The sequence below is a fragment of the Hymenobacter cyanobacteriorum genome (assembly GCF_022631375.1).
Taxonomy (GTDB): Bacteria; Bacteroidota; Bacteroidia; order Cytophagales; family Hymenobacteraceae; genus Hymenobacter; species Hymenobacter cyanobacteriorum.
On the sequence record NZ_JALBGC010000002.1, the window covers coordinates 909340 to 927084 of the forward strand.

A 17745-nucleotide genomic window follows, 5' to 3' on the forward strand; every position below is an offset into this window, starting at 1 on the left:
CACGAACACATCCGGAAAAGTTTTCTCACTCAGCTATTGAACTCATGAAAAAGACGCTCGTTCTCGGCGCTTCTGATAACCCGGCCCGCTACTCGTTTCGGGCGGCGCACATGCTCAAAAATCACGGCCACGAGGTAGTCCCGGTGGGCATCCGCAAGGGCGAGGTGGCCGGCATGGCCATTCGTACCGACCGGCCTCAGGCCACCGACGTGGACACGGTAACCTTATATGTAGGGCCGCAAAACCAGCCCGAGTGGTACGACTATATCCTCGACCTCAAGCCCAAGCGCATTCTCTTCAACCCCGGCACCGAAAACCCCGAGCTGGAACGCCTGGCCCAGCAGCGCGGCATCCAGACCGAGGAGGCCTGCACATTGGTCCTGCTGTCGATTGGGCAGTATTAATGGACCGCAGCCCGCACTTGTAGTTTGCGCCATTTCTCTGCCACCAGGTTGTTGATGCGGGACGCGAACTGAAAGCTCGCACTACAGCTCGCCCAAACAGAAGCCGCCCGAAGCCTGCGATACCGCAAGCGGCGGGCGGTTTTCTTTGCGCCAAATCGCTGCGGACAAAGCCGAAATTACTGCTTGCCCGCCAGCAAATATGGCCGAAACCGGGGCTCAACATCTTGTTTAATGCGGTTGGAGAGCCAGATGCAGCCTCCCAGATACAGCCCGAAAACCGCCAGCACCAGCAGCTTCCGGCGACCGGGCCAGGCCCAATTAGGCCCCTGCCCAAACGCCACCAGCGCCAGCAGCAGCAGATGCAGCGGCAGCAGGAAGCGCGCTTCCATGCTCATCGGGATAACGGCCAGGCACGGCAGCAGCAGGGCCGCCAGCACCAGCGACTCGCGGACCGTGGGTTTCCGGCGCAGCGCCACCAGCACGGCCCAGAACCAGGTGGTGTAGTTGAGCAGCTGCAGGGCGCGCGACGGAGCCCAGCGTTTCAAGTAGAGGGTGGGATGGCTGATGTCGAGGCCGGCGAACAGGTGCCGGGCGTAGCTGGCAGCCACCGTGAGCGGATGCCGTACTGCCAGCCCGAGGTACTGGCCGGGCGAGTCAATTTCAGAAATCCCTTCCGCCCGAAGCATGGCAGCCCCTTCGGCATCAAGAAAAAGCAGCTGGCCGGTAGGCAGCTCGCGCCCCACCGACGACTCGTATTTCTCGTGCAGCAGGCCCCACTTCAGCTTTTGCAGGTAGAGGTTGTGGATGCCCAGCGTTTTCGATTGCGACAGTACCAGCGGGGTGCTGGCGCCGAAATGCTGGCGGTTGATAAGAAACTGCGGGGCCAGCACGAGCGCGGCTCCCAACAGCAGGGCACCCAGCCGCGCCGCGCCGGTCGGGCGCAGCTGGGGCCGGCCCACCCACAGCAGGCCCAGCACCGGCAGCACCGAAGCCAGATAAATGGGCCGGATGTTGACGGCCAGCGCTAAGGCCGCACCCGCCAGCAGCGCCGCGCCGAAGCGCGGCCGCTGCACCAGCCACAAGCCCACACCCAGGGCCAGCACGGCCGGAAAATCGGACAGCGAGAAGTTGAAGTAGTCGCGCCAGAAAATAAACCCCAGCGCGGCCCAGGCCAGCCGGCGCCGCAGGCCCGGGAGCTGCAACGCCCCGGTGCTGGCCTGCCACAGGCGCGGGCCCACTACTCCGAACAGCAGGCCGGCCAGCACCGAATTCAGCAGCTTTACCACCGTCACGGCCGGCCAGTTCAGGGCCTTGCGCACGGCCAGGCAGATGAAATTCACCAGCGGGTAGGCGTAGCCGCGCATGGCGTCGTCGTAGTTCAGCAGCCCGAAACGGCCGTGCTGCACGAAGCGGTGGCCCAGCTGCCAATATTCTTCGGCATCGTAATACAGGTTGTGGTACTCGGTCGAAAACAGGTACAGCGCGTAAGCCAGCGCAATGCCCACGGCCAGCCCGGCCTCGTGCCGCCACGATGAAACTGAACGAGAAACTACAGGAACGGAAGCAGCGGGCATGAGAGCAGTCAAAAAAAATGGCCGCCGCGTCGGGCAGCCCGGGCAAAGGTCGAACAACCGCACCGGACTACGGACGCAACTCTGTTAGCGGGACTTAATGAGGGTCGAATTCTGCATGTTTTTGGCCTGATTCCGTACCATGCCCCGGGAGGCAATGCCCGAATTTTGCACCATCCCTTAGCACTCTTCAAACCGTGCTCCTACTATATGTCACCTTCGCCCGAAACCACTACCCTTGACATTGAAGGCATGAGCTGCGCGGCATGCGCCTCGGCGGTGGAGAAGTCGCTGGCCCGCACGCCCGGGGTCGAAAGCGCCCTCGTCAACTTCGCCACCGAAAAAGCCACCGTGCAGTACCGGCCCGACCAGGCCACCCCCGCCGCCCTGAAAGCCGCCGTGGAAAATGCCGGCTACGGCGTGGTGGAACGCGCCCCCGACACCAGCGCGGCCGACCGCCAGGCCGAAATCGATGCCCAGAAGGCCGCCGCTTACCGCCAGCTGAAGCGCCGCTTCGGCGTGGCGGCCGGGCTGGCCGCGGTGGTGATGGTGCTGAGCATGCTCATGCTGTGGCCCGCCGCCATGATGCGAATCAATATGTCGGCATTGAATTGGGTGCTGCTACTGCTCACGCTGCCGGTGCTGCTGTTCAGCGGGCGCGAGTTTTACGTGTCGGCCTGGAATGGCTTCCTTCACCGGGCAGCCAACATGGACACGCTGATAGCCGTGGGCACGGGCGCGGCCTTTATTTATAGCCTGGCCGCCACCGTCGCGCCCGGGTTTTTCCTGAGCCGGGGGCTGCGGCCCGAAGTGTACTACGACACCACGGCCACCATCATTGCCCTGATTTTGCTGGGCAAGGTGCTGGAACTGCGCGCCAAAACCCAAACCTCGGCCGCCATGCGCAGCCTCATCGGCCTGCAGGCCAAAACGGCCCGCGTGGTGCGCCCCGACGGCCAGGAAGTGGACGTCGACATCAATCAAGTGCGGCTGGGCGACATCGTGCTGGTGCGCCCCGGCGAAAAAATCGCCACCGACGGCCTCATCACCGAAGGCCGCTCGGCCCTCGACGAAGCCATGCTCACCGGCGAAAGCCTGCCGGTGGAAAAGCAAGCCGGCGATGCCGTGTTCGGGGCCACGCTCAACAAAACCGGGTCGTTCCGCTTTCGCGTCACCAAAGTGGGGGCCGACACCTTGCTGGCCCAGATTGTGCGGCTGGTAGAAGATGCCCAGGGCAGCCGTGCGCCCATTCAGCGGCTGGCCGACAAGGTGAGTGCCGTGTTTGTGCCCACGGTGGTGGTTATCGCCATTCTCACGTTTGTGCTGTGGTTCGATTTGGCCCCGGCGGGCACGCGCCTGCCACTGGCGCTGGTCAATTTCGTGGCCGTGCTCATCATTGCCTGCCCTTGCGCGCTGGGCCTGGCCACGCCCACGGCCATCATGGTGAGCACCGGCAAGGGCGCCGAGCACGGCGTGCTCATCCGCAACGCCGAGGCCCTCGAAAAAGCCTACCAGGTGAACACCGTACTGCTCGACAAAACCGGCACCATCACCCTGGGCGAGCCGGCCGTGACCGATTTCTGGGCCGCGCCCGGCCAGCGCCCGGAGACGCTGCTGGCGCTGGCGGCCGCCGTAGAGCGGCAGAGTGAGCACCCGCTGGCCGCCGCGGTGGTGCGCTACGCCGAAGCGCAACACGCGCCTTCGCAGCCGGCCGTCGATTTCAAGGCCGTGGAAGGCCGGGGCGCAACGGCCACCGTGGCGGGCCAGGCCGTGCTCATTGGCAATGCCGGCTTGCTGGCCGCCGCGCACATCAGCCTGCCGGAAAGCCTCGAAGCAGAAGCCGCCCGGCTGCTGGCCCAGGCCAAAACCGTGCTCTACGTGGCCGTAGCGGGCCAGGCAGCCGGCCTCATCAGCGTGGCCGACACGGTGCGCGAAACCTCCCGGGCTGCCATTCAGCGCCTGCAAAACATGGGGCTCGAAGTGGTGATGATGACCGGCGACAACCCCGAAACCGCCGCCCAGGTGGCCGCGCAGGTTGGCATCACGCGCTACTTCGCCGAGGTGCTGCCCGCCGACAAAGCGGCCCACGTGCAGGCCCTGCAAGCCGAAGGCCGCGTGGTGGCGATGGTGGGCGACGGCATCAACGATGCGCCCGCGCTGGCCCGGGCCGATGTGGGCCTGGCCATGGGCGGCGGCACCGACGTGGCGATGGAAACCGCCGGCATCACCCTGATGCGCGCCGATTTGCAGGGCGTCGTCACGGCCATCGAGCTGAGCCGCCAGACCATCCGCACCATTCGCCAGAACCTGTTTTTCGCGTTCGTGTATAATACGCTGGGCATTCCCATTGCGGCGGGGGCACTCTACCCGGTATTTGGCATCCTGCTGTCGCCCATGCTGGCGGCCGGCGCTATGGCGCTAAGCTCGGTGTCGGTGCTGACGAACTCGCTGCGGCTGCGGGGCTTTCGGGCCCACTAACTAGTAATCGCACAAGGCCGTCATGCTTCAACTACGCTCAACATGACGGACCGGCTAACGCCTTTTTCCCTCATCTCTATGGATGCTTCCGCCATCACCGTCACCTTATTCGGCTTGGCCCTGGCCGGCTTCGTCGTCTGGTATTTCTTTTTCTCCTCGCGGCCGGTGGCCAGCGCGATGTCGTCTTCGGGCGGCGTGCAGGAAGTCGATATTACCGTAAAAGGCGGCTACTCGCCCGATGTGATTGAGGTGGAGCGCGGCAAACCGGTGCGGCTGAATTTTTACCGCGACGAAGAAAATAGCTGCTCGGAAGAATTGCTCATGCCCGATTTCAACATCCGGCGCGGGCTGCCCGCTTTCAAAACCACCGGCATCGACCTGCTGCCCCAGCAGCCGGGCCGCTTCGAGTTCACCTGCGGCATGGGCATGCTGCGCGGCAGCCTCCTGGTGAAATAACTGCTTAACCTGAACAACGCTACCACCCGCTACTTTATGAAACCGCTACTTCTGACTTCTCTGGGCCTGTTGCTCGGCACTTCGGCTTTCGCCCAGCACACCCACATGCCGGGCATGGACATGTCGATGCCTCCTGCTAAGCCCGCCCCCGCCAAACCCAAACCGGCCGCCCCTGCGCCGAGGCCAAAGCCCAAACCCAAGCCTGTTGCACCGGCCATCCGGCCCAACGCGGCCCGGCCAACACCAGCGCCGCGCCCGAAACCGGCCGCCGCTATTGCCGATACTACCCGTACCGCCCCCGCTCCTGCCATGCCGGGGATGGATATGCCTGGCATGAACAGGCCCGCCCCAACTGCTGCGCCCGCACCGCCAGCCCAACCAACTCCGGCCATGCCGGACCACAACATGCCCGGCCACGACATGCCCGGCATGAACATGGGCACCAACGCCGGCACTGCCATGCCCGGCATGGCCCCCGCCGACAGCAGCGGCATGATGATGACGCACCTGCGCAACTCGTTTTCCAAAAGCCTGCCCATGGCGCGCCAAGGCTCGGGCACCAGCTGGCACCCCGATTCCTCGCCCATGTACATGCAGATGTACCAGACCAACGGCTGGGACGTGATGCTGATGTATTCCGTGTTTCTGCGCTACACCCGCCAGAATTTCAACCACGACAACCTGCGCGGCGATGCCAATTTCCGCGCCAATAGCTACGTAATGGGCATGGCCAACCACCTGGTGGGCCAGCGCGGGCTGTTCAGCATCCAGGCGATGGTGACGGCCGACCCGCTGACCGTCGGGGGCGCCGGCTACCCGCTGCTGTTCCAGACCGGCGAATCCTGGAAAGGCGAAAAGCTGCACGACCACCAGCACCCGCACGACCTGCTGAGCGCGCTGGCCGTGGCCTACACCCACGCCGCCAGCGACAACGTGGACCTGACCGCCTACCTCGGCTACCCCGGCGAGCCGGCCATCGGGCCGCCCGTGTTCATGCACCGGCCCTCGGCGGCCAACCTGCCCTCGGCCCCGCTGGGCCACCACTGGCAGGATGCCACGCACATTCAGTTCGGCGTGGCCACGCTGGGCGTGCGCTACCGCAACGCCAAGCTCGAAGGCTCGCTCTTCACCGGCCGCGAGCCCAACGAAAACCGCTACAGCTTCGACCGGCCGCGCTTCGATTCCTACAGCGCCCGCCTCTCGGTGAACCCGTCGGACAATCTGGCGCTGCAGGTTTCGGCCGCCCACCTCAAAAGCCCCGAGGAGCTGGAGCCCAACGACAACGTGGACCGGACCAGCGCCTCGGTGCTGCACAATGCCAACGTGGGCCGGGAAAGCATCCTGTCGACAACCGCCGTGTGGGGCATGAACCGGCACAGCGGCCTCGGCGAGGAAACGACGTATTCCAATTCTTTTTTGCTCGAAAGCAACCTGCAGGCCCGGTCGTTCAACTTGTTCACCCGCCTCGAAACCCTGCAGCTGAACTACGACGAGCTGCTGCTGCCCGCCGCCACCGACCACGACGCGCACGCCAACCGCCAGGTTTCGGCCTTCACGCTCGGCGCGTCGAAATACCTCGCCAAAACCAACGCCGGCTGGCTCGACCTGGGCCTCACCGGCACCCTCAATACCTATAATACCGATAACACCACCCTGCTCGCCGCCTACGGCCGCAACCCGCTCTCCTTCGAAGTGTACCTGCGCTTCATTGCGCCGCGCATGAGCATGCACATGGGCCACGGCGGCATGAAGCACGGGGGGATGAAGGGCATGAAGATGTAGCCTGCGTCTGCCCCAACCCTCAGAAGCAGCGCCCCGACCGGGCGCTGCTTTTTTTTGACACCCCGTCCGAAAGCCAACACCCGCGAACTGCTTTTATATTTGCTGGCTGAATACGGTGATGGATTTCCACCGCGAACCGCCGGAGCCCCGTGCTCCGCGCTGATGATTCCTACCAAACGGCGCCGCCCCAATGCCGCGCCGCCTAGCTCATCCTGCCGTTCGCGCCCATGTTTGCACCCTTTTTCTTCGCCCGCTTTCGGGCTTTGCACGCCACCGCGGCGCTGCTGTTTCTGCTGCGCTGGCTGCTCATTTGTGGCCTCGTTGGCGCATTGGCCGGCACGGCATCCGCCGGTTTTCTGGTCGCGCTCGATTGGGTAACGCGCTGGCGCGAAGCCCACCCCTGGGCGCTGGCGCTGCTGCCGGCGGCGGGCCTGCTCATCGGCCTGGCCTACCATTATTTCGGCGACCGGGCCGTACGCGGCAACAACCTGATTCTCGACGAAATCCACCGCCCCACGCAGCGGCTGCCGCTGCGCCTGGTGCCGCTGGTGCTGGGCGGCACGCTGCTCACGCACCTGGTGGGCGGCTCGGCGGGCCGCGAGGGCACGGCCGTGCAAATGGGTGCGGCCCTGGCCGACCAGCTCCCGCGCTGGCTGCGCCTGCGCCCGCGCGACCGCCGCCTGCTGCTCATCGCGAGCATGAGCGCGGGGTTTGCCTCCGTCTTCGGCACCCCGCTGGCCGGGGCCGTGTTCGGGCTCGAAGTTTTTCTATTGGGCTCCATTCGCTACGAGGCCGTGCTGCCCAGCTTCCTGGCCGCCATCATGGCTGATTTCGTGACGCGGGCCTGGGGCGTGGGCCACACGCCCTACCCCACGCTGGGCGCGCTGCCGCTCACCCCGCTGCTACTGGGCAGCACGCTGCTGGCGGGCGCGCTGTTTGGGCTCGCGGCCCGGGCCTTTGCCACGCTCACGCACGGCATCAGCAAGGTTTTCGGCTGCATCAGCTACCCGCCCCTGCGGCCGGTGCTGGGCGGCGTGCTGGTGGCGGGGCTGCTGTGGCTGGCCGGGCCGGGGCGTTTTGGTGGGCTGGGCGTGCCGGTTATTGTTGAAGCATTCCAACACCCGCTGGCCGCCACCGACTGGGCCTGGAAGCTGGCCCTCACGGCCCTCACGCTGGGCTGCGGCTTCAAGGGCGGCGAGGTCACGCCGCTGTTTTTCATCGGGGCGGCGCTGGGCAGTACGCTGGCCGTGGTACTGCCGCTGCCGGTAGCCCTGCTCGCCGCTATGGGCTTTGTGGGGGTATTTGCGGGCGCGGCCAACACGCCGCTGGCCTGCCTGCTGATGGGTCTGGAACTGTTCGGCACCAATGCCGGCGTGTACCTGGCGCTGGCCTGCGTGGTGGCGTACTTGTTTTCGGGCCACCACGGCATTTATGGCGCGCAGGTGGTGGGCCAGGCCAAGCACCTGCGGCTGGGGCGGCAGCAAGGCCAGCGGCTGGGTGAGCTGCCCTAGCCGGGCCTACAGCAGAATATCGAACGTGAGGGCGGGCATCACGAGCAGCTTCCGGCGCGCGACGCGCATGTCGCCGTCCTGGTAATCGGCCACAAATCCATTGGCCACCAATACATTGATGCCGGCCCGGAAATCGTTGCTGAAGCGCAGGTTCAGGCCCGCGCCGCCGCCCACGTTGAAGTCCGTTAGGGTGCCCTTGTTCGCATTCGGGCCCAGGTCCCAGTGGTAGAGCGAATAGACCCCGCCGATGCCAACCACCGGTTCCAGGCGCGGGTTTTTGAGCGGAATGTAATAGGTGAGCAGGCCAATGCCGCCAGCGCTGAATTCGTTCTGCCGGTGCGAATCGAACACCTGCGTGGCTACCAGCCGCCCGCCAAAACGCTGCCCGAAACGCCCTTCGGCCTGCACGCCCAGCACTTTGGGATTGCCCAAAAGTCCCAGGGCAGCCTTATATTCTCGATAAGCAACCGGCTTGGCAGACATTTCCTGCGCCGCCGCTTGTAAGCCAGCCAGCAGGAACAGCAGAAATGGTAGTAGTTTTTGCATAGCGGAATTGATTAGCGCCTGCGAATCTACCGCCGCCATCACGGCCAGCTGTACGGCAAAAAAATATTTTCCAGGCAACCATCGCCGACCTTTCCGCATCTGCCGCTCCAACTCACCATCCTTTCTGCGCTTTGCCTACGCTTACTTTATCCGAAGCCGACCTCATCGCTGCCTGCGTGCGCGGCGAGCACCGGGCCCAGCGCCAGCTCTACGACCAGCTGGCCGGGCTCATGCTCACCGTGTGCCGCCGCTACCTCAAGCGCCGCGAAGACGCCGAAGAAGCCCTGCTGCTGGGCTTTGCCAAGATGTTTCGGGCCTTGCCCACCTACCGTTTCGAAGGCAGCTTCGAGGGCTGGGTGCGCCGCATCATGGTGAACGAAGCCCTGATGCAGCTGCGCCAGCGCGAACTGATGACCGTCTCGTTCGAAGATTTCGTGCAGCCCGAAAACCTGGCCGTGACAGCCGCCACCGCCGATACGCAGCTGCAGGCCGAAGACCTGATGGGCCTGCTGGCCACCCTGCCCGCCGGTTATCGCACCGTGTTCAACCTCTACGCCTTGGAAGGCTACGGCCACCAGGAAATTGCCGAGCTGCTGGGCATCAGCGAAGGCACCAGCAAGTCGCAACTGAGCAAGGCCCGCGCCATGCTGCAGCGGCGCATCCAGTTTTCCAACATTAGCACCAACTAGACCGATGTCTACTGACAATATCGACGACTTATTCCGCCGCCAGCTCGATGGCCACGCCACCCCGCCCGGCGACGACCTGTGGGCCCGCCTGCAGGCCGGCCCCGGCGCGGCCGCCCCAGCCCCGGAGCCCGCCGCCAATGCCACCCCCGAGCGCGTGGACGAGCTGTATAAAGAGCGGCTGAAGACGCACGTCACGCTGCCCTCCCGCAAAGTATGGGAGCGGCTGGAAGACGAGCACCTGCGCCCCCGCAAGCGCCGGCCCGCCGCCTGGTGGCCGATGGCCATGGCTGCGGCGGTGGCCCTGCTGCTGCTGGCGGGCGGTGCGGGCCTGTGGCTGGGTTGGGACGGGGGCGGCCGGGGTTCGGCGGGCACGGTAGCGTCGCAGCCGGGAAACGGCAGCCGCCTGTCGGACTCGCACCAACCGACTGCTGCTGATAAATCGGCCGCACTACCAACCAACAACGACCGCCGGCTTGATAAGCCGGGCACGGCGCAAACCGGCCTGGCCGCCAACACTGCTACCAGCGCAACCGAAGCCGCGGCTGCCACCAATGCCACCGCCGGCCAGAACATCGCCCGGACTTCGCAAACCACGATTTCCGGCCTGAATCAAAAAAACCTGCCGGCCCGGGCAACCCGCCCCGCCGGCCCCGCATCTAGCGCTTCGAAGGTCGGGATGATGGCTCAGCAGTCGCCCCGCCGCCCGCAGGGAGCTTCCCGGCAGCCGGACGCGGTGGCCGCCAATACTTCCCCGCTGGTGGCCCGCACGACGCCCCAGCCCACCATCCCAACCCGAACCCGCCCGGCTGACGAGCCGGCCCAAGTGGCCACTACCACCTTACCTGCTCCTACTCCGGCCGGGGAAAACGTCCCCGCCGCTACCGCTTCCTCCCTCGCCGCGGCCACCCTCATTACGGTGGATGTGCGCAACGGCGCGGCCCGCCGCCCCTCGCTGGCAACCGCCGTGGCCACGGCCGCCGCCGCCGCCACCGACGAGCGCCGCGGCCTCGGTGGCCGCCTGCTGCGGCAGGTGGGCCACGCGGTGCGGGGCGAGCGCATCAGCCTGTCGGAAGTAACCGGCCTGCCCGAAAACCTGACCCTGGAAGCCAACATTATCGGCCGCCACGTCAGCAAGTCCATTCAACTCTAACGCTCTTTTTCCTTAGAAATCATGCAACGCGCTTTTCTTCCCTTTTCTCTGCTGCTGGCTCTGGTGCTTGGGGTTTCGTCGAATGCCCAAGCCACCGCCCTGGCCCGCCCTGTTACCGTGAAGGACACCATTGTGGTGCGCCTGCCCAACAAAGCCGTGATTACGCTGATGGTGCGCGATGCCGCCCAGCTGCGCCAGCTCAAAAAATACCAGCTCGACTCGCTCACCTCGCGCCTGGCTACCTACATCACCCAGGCCGAGGCGGCCGCCAAAACGGCCAGCACCAACCAGGTAACGATGGAGTTTTACCCCGACAAGGACCAGCCCGGCAAAAACATGCCCGAGCAAATCCGCATCACCACCCACAAAACGGCGGCCGGCGCGGCCTCCAACAACAAGGTGGACGTGATGATGGACAAGGCCTCGAAAAATACCGGCGTGAGCTTCAAGATTGGCGGCAAAACCGAGGAAGAGCGCCGCACCCGCGCCATCAACCGCGACTCGGTGCGCCAGAAAAACTTCGAAAACCACCACAGCAAATCGCACCTGATTTTCGACCTGGGCCTTAACGCGCTGGTGAACCAGAAAACCTACCTCGGCCTCAATGGCCAGCCCGAAACCGTCGACCTGCGCACTGAGGGCTCGCGCTACGTCAACATCGGCCTGAACTGGGACCCCCGCCTCGGCGGCAAGCACAGCCCCGTGAGCCTGACCGTGGGCCCCGAGTTTGCCTTCAACAACTACATGCTGAGCGGCAACAACAAGTGGGTGAACGTGAACGGCCGCACCGCCGTGGTGCACGAAACCAACGGCCGCCAGTACCAGAAAACCAAACTCGCTACCTCCAGCATCAACCTGCCCCTGATGCTGCGCCTGCAGCTGCGCGACTCGCACTACCGCCCCACGTTCCTGCTCAGCGCCGGGGGCTTTGCCGGCTACCGCATCAAGTCCTGGACCAAGCTGAAGTACACCAGCGAAGGCACCACCTACAAGGACAAGGAGGACGGCAGCTACAACATGGAAAACTTCCTCTATGGCCTGCAGGGCACCATCGGCTACGGCGACCTGGAGTTTTTCGCCAAGTACAACATGAACCCCCTGTTCAAAACCGGCGCCGGCCCCGATACGCAGGTGCTCAGCTTCGGCCTGCGGCTAATTGGGGTGAACTAAGCGAACCATTTGTCATCCTGAGCAAAGCGAAGGACCTTATCACGGCTGAGTATTCCTCAACCAGCCGTGATAAGGTCCTTCGCTTTGCTCAGGATGACAAGCGCACCTACCAAAATCAGCCTTTCCCAACCGCTTCCTTATTTGAATCAACTCTTACTGCCCCCGGAAAAAATTATCCAGCAGAATGGCCGCCGAAATGGCCACGTTCAGGCTTTCGGCCTGGCCGCCGGCCCCGCGCGGAATGTGCAGCTTGCGCGTGAGGGCCGTTGCCACGCCCGGCGTGAGGCCGTGCGACTCGGAACCCATCACCAACACGCCGGCCGGTTGCAGGGTGAGGCGGTGCACGTTGTCGCCCTCCAAATCGGCCCCGTAGATGCCCACGGCGGGCGGCAGCGTGGGCAGCCACTCGGCCAAATCGCGCTCCCAGACGCGCACGCGGGCAAAAGCCCCCATGCTGGCGGCCACGGTTTTGGGGGCGTAGGCATCGGCGCAGCCGGGGCTGAGCACCACGCCGGGCAGGTTGTACCAGTCGGCCAGGCGCAGCAGGGTGCCGAGGTTGCCGGGGTCGCGCACTTCGTCGAGGGCCAGCAACAAACCGGTTTCGGGCAGCGTTAGGGGCAGCGGCGGGGCGGCGGGCTGGCGGGCAATGGCCAGGGTCGTGGTATTGGTGGCCAGCGTACCCAACTGGGTGAGCTCGTGCTCGGTAGCCAGGCTGAGCGGCAGGCGGGCGGGCAGTTGGGCACGGTATTGGTCGGCAAATTCGGGCGTGGCCAGCACGTGTTCGGTTTCCAGGCCGGAACTTAGCAGCTCCAACACGCTTTTGCCGCCCTCCACCAGAAACGCGCCGTGGCGGTGCCGGTACTTCTTTTGGTGCAGTGACTGCACGTATTTGCCCAGTGCTTTTGAAACCATTGTTGACCTCCTGTTTTGCAAACCTACGGCGCGGCGGCCGGCTGGGCCCGCTAGTGGCCCTGGCGGCGGTGGCGGCCTGCTCGCCGTTCAAGCTGCTCAAGCCCAACCAGCGCCTGCTCAGCCGCGTCGAAATCACGGGCGTGAAGAAGCAGGCCGACAAAGATGCCCTCGAAACCCTAGTGCAGCAGCAGCCCAATACCCAGCTGCCGCTGCCCAAGCTGGCCATCTACCAACTCGGGGTGAAGTTCTACGATTCGGTGAAGCTGCGCTCGAAGCTGCGCGACATTCAGACCACCTACGCAGCCAAGATGCAGGCCGCCGGCACCGACTCGGCCAAGCTGGGCAAGCTCATTTCGCAGCGCGAGCGCAAAACCAAGCGCAAGCAGCTGGCCCTCGACAAGGGCAACGCCATCATGCGCCTGGGCGAGCCGCCGGCCATCTACGACACGGCCCTCACCAAGCGCACCGTGCAGCAGATGACCACCTACCTGCACACGCACGGCTTTTTCCGGGGCCAGGTCACGGCCACCGACACGGCCCGCTTCCGGCGCAGCCTGCTGTTTCGCATCGTCACGGCCCCCGGCCGGGTGCTACCCAGCAAGCCCGACTCGCTCGACCGCGCCAAGGCTTACCGTCGCGTCACGGTAACGTACCGCGTCGACGAAAACCTGCTGTTCCGCTACCGGCTGCAGCCGCCCGTTATTGCCGACTCGGGCGTGGCCGCCGTGGTGCGCCAGGCGCAGCCGGCCACGCTGCTGCACGAAAACGGCCGCTACAACGAAGACACCGTGGGCCTGGAGCGCACCCGGCTCGAAACCGCCATCCGCAACGCGGGCTACTTCGATTTCCGGCAGCAGTACATCAGCTACGAAGCCGACACCAGCTACGACAAGGGCACCGTGCGCCTGCGCATGCTCATTGCCAACCCGGCCCCGGGCCAGGGCCACCGCGTCTACACCATCCGGCAGGTGCGCTTCATCACCGATGCTGGCGTGGGCCGTACCCTGCGCAGCGCCACCGGCGACACCCTGCGCCGCGCCGGCACGGCCGCTGCCCTGCGCGCCCGCCCCAGCCTGGGCCTGCGCACCGACACCACCGTGACGGACTCCATCCGCTTCGCCGCCTACAATCAGCAGTACAGCACCAACCTGCTGGCCCGCAAAGTGCTGGTGCGCCCCGGCCAGCACTACAGCCTGGCCAACACCGTGCAGACGCAGCGCCTGCTCGCCGACCTCGACATGTTCCGGTTTGCGACCATGAACTACCGCAAGGTGCCCGACCCGCCCGCCACCGACAGCACCAGCCTGCACCCCAGCACCGGCGAGCTGGTGGGAATTATCAACGCCTCGCCCGCCCCGAAATACTCGCAAACCAGCGAAGTAGGCGGCACCTACGTGGCCTACCAGCCCGGCCCGTTCCTGAACCTGCGCCTGAAAACCCGCAACCCTTTTGGCGGGGCCGAGGTGCTCGAAGTGGGCCTGCGCGCCGGCTACGAAGGCCAGCTCACCCGCATTGATGTGGCCCCGACCGATGCGCCCAAAGCAGTGTATACTACGCAGCTCGGGGCGACGGCTTCGCTGGTGCTGCCCCAGTTTCTGGTGCCCTTCCGCACCAACCATTTCCTAACGCGCTACAACCCGAAAACCCGGTTTCTGCTTTCTGAAACCTACGTCAACCGGCCCGAATACGCCCGTTCCAACTTCGAATTTTCGTTCGATTACATCTGGCAGAAATCCACGTTTCACCAGTACGTGTTTTCGCCGGTCGTCATCACGCTGGTAAATTCCTTTGTTTCCGATGACTTCCAAACGCAGTTGAATTTGCTGAAAGAGCGTGATGGCTCGTCCTTGTTCCGCGCCTTCAGCAAGCAGATTGAGCCGAGCTTTAGCTTCACCTCGCTCTACAATTCCAACGACTTCAACCAGACCCGCGACGCGCACTACCTGCGCCTGTTTGCCGAGTTTGGCGGCCTCACCCGCGGCCTCTACCAGGATGCGCTCAAGCGCGGCACCGGCCTGAACGTGTATGACTTCGCCCGCTTCAGCGCCGACTACCGCCGCTACCACCACCTCACGCCCCAAACCTATTTCGTATGGCGGCTGAACGGCGGCATCGTGCACGCCCTGAGCCGGACCTACGACGCGGAAACCAGAACCAATTCCTACATCGTGCCCTACGATAAGTCGTTTTTTGCCGGCGGCTCTACCAGCCTGCGGGCCTGGCAGCCCCGCCGGCTGGGCCCCGGCGGCTTCTCGCCCACCCGCTCCGATGGCTCGCGCGATTACCTCACCGAGCAGCCGGGCGAACTGCTACTCGAAGGCAGCGTGGAGTATCGGTTCCCCATTTCCGGCTTCTTCAAAGGCGCTTTATTCACCGATTTTGGCAACGTGTGGGGCCTGCAGGAGCGCAGGGAAACCGACCCGGGTTCGCCTAATTTCGGCAATTACCGGCGGCCGGGTGCGCAATTCCAGTTCAACCAGTTCTACCGGCAAATTGCCGTGGGCTCGGGCTTCGGCGTGCGGTTCGACTTCACCTTCCTGATTCTGCGCCTCGACATCGCCACCAAAATTTACGACCCCACCGCGCTTACCGCGGCCGATAAATGGGCCCTGCGCAACTTCGACAGCAGCGCCAACCCCATTTCTTTCAATCTGGGCATCGGGTACCCTTTCTAGAGTTGGCAGAGCGCAAAAGGAAAAAGCAAAACCGTCGGGCTGCGTGCAGCCCGACGGTTTTGCTTTTGAGTAGTTCCCAGCTAGTATTCCAGCAGTTCAGCCAGCGCCGCAGCTACTTTGGCGGCGCTGGGCAGCATCTGCTTTTCCAGCTCCACGTTCAGGGCAATGGCGGGCAGGTTGGCGGCCCCCAGCGTGAATACCGGCGCATCGAGCGCCGTGAAGCAGTGCCGCTGAATACGGCCGGCCAGGCTTTCGGCGAAGCTGTTCAGGAGCGGCTCTTCGGTGAGGACGAGCACCTTGCCATGGCGGCGGGTGGCAGCCGTGACGGCCTCGAAGTCAAGAGGATTGAGGGTGCGCAGGTCGAGAATTTCGATTTGGCCGGGGAAGTCGCGGCTGGCGGCTTTGGCCCAGTGCACGCCCATGCCGTAGGTGACCACCAGCGCCGTGTTGCCGCGCCGCAGCTGCTCGGCATCAGCTTCCTGCGCGATGGCCGCCTGGCCCAGCGGGATGACGTAGCCGGCGGCTGGCTCCACGGTTTTGGCATCCTCGGTACCGGGCACCTTGCTCCAGTACAACCCTTTGTGTTCGAGCATGATGACCGGGTTGGGGTCGAGGAAGGCCGCCCGCATCAGGCCTTTCATGTCGGCCGCGTTGCTGGGGTACACCACCTTGATGCCGCGAATGGTGAGCAGCGTGCTTTCGATGGAGCCCGAATGGTACGGGCCGCCCCCGCCGTAGGCCCCAATCGGCACCCGAATGAGGGCCGGAATCGGAAACTTGCCCATGGTGAGGTAACACGATTTCGACAGCTCCTCCACGAGCTGGTTCAGCGCCGGCCAGATGTAGTCGGCAAACTGAATTTCGACGATGGGGCGCGCGCCCACGGCCGCCATGCCCGCCGTGCTGCCCACAATGTAGGCTTCCTGAATGGGCGTGTTGAACACCCGGCGGTCGCCGTACTTCTTGGCCAGCAGCGCCGCCTCGCGGAACACGCCGCCCAGTTCGCCGCCCACGTCCTGCCCGTAGAACAGCGCCTCCGGAAATTCGCGCAGAATGTCGTCCACGGCGTGCAGGGCGGCATCCACCATCAGGGCTTTGTCGGCACCCGCGGGGCTGCGCTCGCCGGCTTCGGCCGTCACGGCGGGCGGGGCAAACTCGTGGTCGGCGAAGGTGGCCGGGTCGGGGTTGGGCGCGGCCAGGGCTTCGGCCCAGTCGGCACGCACGGTAGCACGGGCCTGTTTTTGAGCAGCTTCCAGCGCATCGGCCGCTACGCCAGCGGCCAGCAGCTGCTGGTGCAGGCGCGGCAGCGGGTCCTGCTCCTGATGGGCCGCCAGGTCGGGGCGGTACCATTCGCGGCGCACGCCGCTGGTGTGGTGGCCCAGCAGCGGGCATTTGGCGTGCACCAGCACCGGCCCGCGCCGGCCGCGCACGTGGGCAAAGGCCTCGCTCAGCCCGGCGTAGGATGAGCCAAAATCGGCCCCGTCTACCTGCAGGCGGCGCAGGCCGGGAAAGCCGGCCGCAAACTCGTAGGCGCTCATGGCGCGCATTTCGCGGCCGGTGGCCGAAATGCCCCAGTCGTTGTCCTGCACCAGGTAGATGATAGGCAGCTGGTGCAGAATGGCCATTTGCAGTGCCTCAGCCACTTCGCCTTCGGTCATGGCCCCGTCGCCAATCGAGCAAAGCACCAGTGGCTTCACTGCGGCCGCTTTCTCGCCTTCCAGCTCCGCAGTGCGCGGAACAACCAACGCCTGGCTCTCGAAATACGCCAGCGCGTGCGCCGCCCCGGTAGCCGGGATGGCCTGCATGCCCGTAGCCGAGCTCTGGTGCGGAATCATCGGCACGCCTGCCCGGCGCAGCGAAGGGTGCGAGTAGTAGGTGCGCCCGCCGCTGAACGGGTCGTCGGCTTTGGCCAGCAGCTGGAGCATCAGCTCGTAGGGGCGCAGGCCCAGGCCCAGCAGCATCGCGTCGTCGCGGTAGTAGGGCGCGGCATAGTCGGTTTCCTTCAGCAGGAAGGCGGCGGCCAGCTGCACGGCCTCGTGGCCGCGGGCGGTGGCGTGCACGTAGCGCGCAGCCACGGCTTTTTCTTCTTCGTAGAGCGCGGCCATTTCGGCAGCGGTGTGCATCAGGCTGTAGGCGCGCTTCAACAATTCCGTATCGACCGCAGCAGCGGCCGCCGGCGCGGGCGCAGTAAAAGCCGCGGCGGCCGCGGCCGCGGCCGAAGCCACGCGGGTAGAAGCAAAGTCGGCAGTATCGGGAGCAGTTTCGGCAGCGGCGGAAGCAGCAAATTCAGTCATCGGGGGCGGGACGGGTGAGACTGCAAAAGTACACCCGGCCTCGCCCCCGTATCTTTGCCGCCGCCGCAATGCCCGGATTTTGCCCGGTTTCCTGCGCCCTGCTCCTG

General features: G+C 65.1%; 13 protein-coding genes and 1 riboswitch. Of the genes, 9 read left to right on the forward strand and 4 right to left on the reverse strand.

Features of this window, described 5'->3' with window-relative positions; translation table 11 throughout:
* The first annotated feature begins 44 nt into the window (after positions 1 to 44).
* On the forward strand, positions 45 to 404 hold the full coding sequence (locus MON38_RS09025; RefSeq protein WP_241935825.1) for a CoA-binding protein: 360 nt from the start codon (positions 45 to 47) through the stop codon (positions 402 to 404).
* A 176-nt stretch (positions 405 to 580) separates the two neighbouring features.
* Here the strand turns inward: MON38_RS09025 and MON38_RS09030 are convergent, their stop codons facing one another.
* Positions 581 to 1978, reverse strand: coding sequence for a hypothetical protein (locus MON38_RS09030; protein WP_241935826.1), 1398 nt, complete (start codon positions 1976 to 1978; stop codon positions 581 to 583).
* A 207-nt stretch (positions 1979 to 2185) separates the two neighbouring features.
* On the opposite strand from MON38_RS09030, the gene MON38_RS09035 reads away from it, so the two are divergent.
* The 4 genes from MON38_RS09035 to MON38_RS09050 all read left to right on the forward strand — a co-directional run bounded on the left by MON38_RS09035 (position 2186) and on the right by MON38_RS09050 (position 8202).
* Positions 2186 to 4453 (forward strand): heavy metal translocating P-type ATPase, encoded by a 2268-nt coding sequence (locus MON38_RS09035; RefSeq protein WP_241935827.1) that lies wholly within the window; start codon positions 2186 to 2188, stop codon positions 4451 to 4453.
* Positions 4454 to 4531: 78 nt separating this feature from the next.
* Positions 4532 to 4909: a cupredoxin domain-containing protein gene (locus MON38_RS09040; RefSeq protein ID WP_241935828.1), complete on the forward strand. Its 378-nt coding sequence runs from the start codon at positions 4532 to 4534 to the stop codon at positions 4907 to 4909.
* Between the two features lie 36 nt (positions 4910 to 4945).
* Entirely contained in the window at positions 4946 to 6691 is a 1746-nt protein-coding gene (locus tag MON38_RS09045; protein WP_241935829.1) for a hypothetical protein, read from the forward strand.
* A 105-nt stretch (positions 6692 to 6796) separates the two neighbouring features.
* Positions 6797 to 6870: riboswitch (Fluoride riboswitch) on the forward strand.
* Between the two features lie 48 nt (positions 6871 to 6918).
* On the forward strand, positions 6919 to 8202 hold the full coding sequence (locus MON38_RS09050) for a chloride channel protein (protein ID WP_241935830.1): 1284 nt from the start codon (positions 6919 to 6921) through the stop codon (positions 8200 to 8202).
* A 6-nt stretch (positions 8203 to 8208) separates the two neighbouring features.
* Here the strand turns inward: MON38_RS09050 and MON38_RS09055 are convergent, their stop codons facing one another.
* The gene (locus MON38_RS09055; protein ID WP_241935831.1) at positions 8209 to 8748 is read right to left on the reverse strand and encodes a hypothetical protein; all 540 of its coding nucleotides are present in this window, start codon (positions 8746 to 8748) and stop codon (positions 8209 to 8211) included.
* 131 nt (positions 8749 to 8879) lie between these two features.
* Here MON38_RS09055 and MON38_RS09060 point away from each other — a divergent pair, with 131 nt between their 5' ends.
* Genes MON38_RS09060 through MON38_RS09070 form a run of 3 tightly spaced genes read left to right on the forward strand, consistent with a single transcriptional unit; the run spans position 8880 to position 11757 of the window.
* Complete coding sequence (locus MON38_RS09060; RefSeq protein ID WP_241935832.1) at positions 8880 to 9437, forward strand: RNA polymerase sigma factor; 558 nt, start codon at positions 8880 to 8882, stop codon at positions 9435 to 9437.
* 4 nt (positions 9438 to 9441) lie between these two features.
* Positions 9442 to 10587, forward strand: coding sequence for a hypothetical protein (locus MON38_RS09065; RefSeq protein ID WP_241935833.1), 1146 nt, complete (start codon positions 9442 to 9444; stop codon positions 10585 to 10587).
* Between the two features lie 21 nt (positions 10588 to 10608).
* Entirely contained in the window at positions 10609 to 11757 is a 1149-nt protein-coding gene (locus MON38_RS09070; protein WP_241935834.1) for an outer membrane beta-barrel protein, read from the forward strand.
* A 153-nt stretch (positions 11758 to 11910) separates the two neighbouring features.
* Here the strand turns inward: MON38_RS09070 and MON38_RS09075 are convergent, their stop codons facing one another.
* Positions 11911 to 12669 carry an RNA methyltransferase gene (locus MON38_RS09075; protein WP_241935835.1) on the reverse strand — a complete coding sequence of 253 codons (759 nt, stop codon included), beginning with the start codon at positions 12667 to 12669 and terminating at the stop codon, positions 11911 to 11913.
* On the opposite strand from MON38_RS09075, the gene tamL reads away from it, so the two are divergent.
* Positions 12660 to 15344, forward strand: coding sequence for a translocation and assembly module lipoprotein TamL (tamL, locus tag MON38_RS09080; RefSeq protein ID WP_241935836.1), 2685 nt, complete (start codon positions 12660 to 12662; stop codon positions 15342 to 15344). The two genes, MON38_RS09075 and tamL, sit on opposite strands and share 10 nt — an antisense overlap.
* 80 nt (positions 15345 to 15424) lie before the next feature.
* On the opposite strand, the gene MON38_RS09085 is transcribed toward tamL, so the two are convergent.
* On the reverse strand, positions 15425 to 17638 hold the full coding sequence (locus tag MON38_RS09085) for an alpha-ketoacid dehydrogenase subunit alpha/beta (RefSeq protein ID WP_241935837.1): 2214 nt from the start codon (positions 17636 to 17638) through the stop codon (positions 15425 to 15427).
* Positions 17639 to 17745: the final 107 nt, after the last annotated feature.

Bases quoted from the DNA above. Each gene is read 5' to 3' on its own strand.
- MON38_RS09035 (WP_241935827.1), top strand. From the start codon at position 2,186: ATGTCACCTTCGCCCGAAACCACTACCCTTGACATTGAAGGCATGAGC.
- MON38_RS09050 (WP_241935830.1), top strand. From the start codon at position 6,919: ATGTTTGCACCCTTTTTCTTCGCCCGCTTTCGGGCTTTGCACGCCACC.
- MON38_RS09070 (WP_241935834.1), top strand. From the start codon at position 10,609: ATGCAACGCGCTTTTCTTCCCTTTTCTCTGCTGCTGGCTCTGGTGCTT.
- MON38_RS09030 (WP_241935826.1), bottom strand. From the start codon at position 1,978: ATGCCCGCTGCTTCCGTTCCTGTAGTTTCTCGTTCAGTTTCATCGTGG.
- MON38_RS09075 (WP_241935835.1), bottom strand. From the start codon at position 12,669: ATGGTTTCAAAAGCACTGGGCAAATACGTGCAGTCACTGCACCAAAAG.
- MON38_RS09085 (WP_241935837.1), bottom strand. From the start codon at position 17,638: ATGACTGAATTTGCTGCTTCCGCCGCTGCCGAAACTGCTCCCGATACT.
- MON38_RS09045 (WP_241935829.1), top strand. From the start codon at position 4,946: ATGAAACCGCTACTTCTGACTTCTCTGGGCCTGTTGCTCGGCACTTCG.
- MON38_RS09040 (WP_241935828.1), top strand. From the start codon at position 4,532: ATGGATGCTTCCGCCATCACCGTCACCTTATTCGGCTTGGCCCTGGCC.
- MON38_RS09025 (WP_241935825.1), top strand. From the start codon at position 45: ATGAAAAAGACGCTCGTTCTCGGCGCTTCTGATAACCCGGCCCGCTAC.
- MON38_RS09055 (WP_241935831.1), bottom strand. From the start codon at position 8,748: ATGCAAAAACTACTACCATTTCTGCTGTTCCTGCTGGCTGGCTTACAA.
- MON38_RS09065 (WP_241935833.1), top strand. From the start codon at position 9,442: ATGTCTACTGACAATATCGACGACTTATTCCGCCGCCAGCTCGATGGC.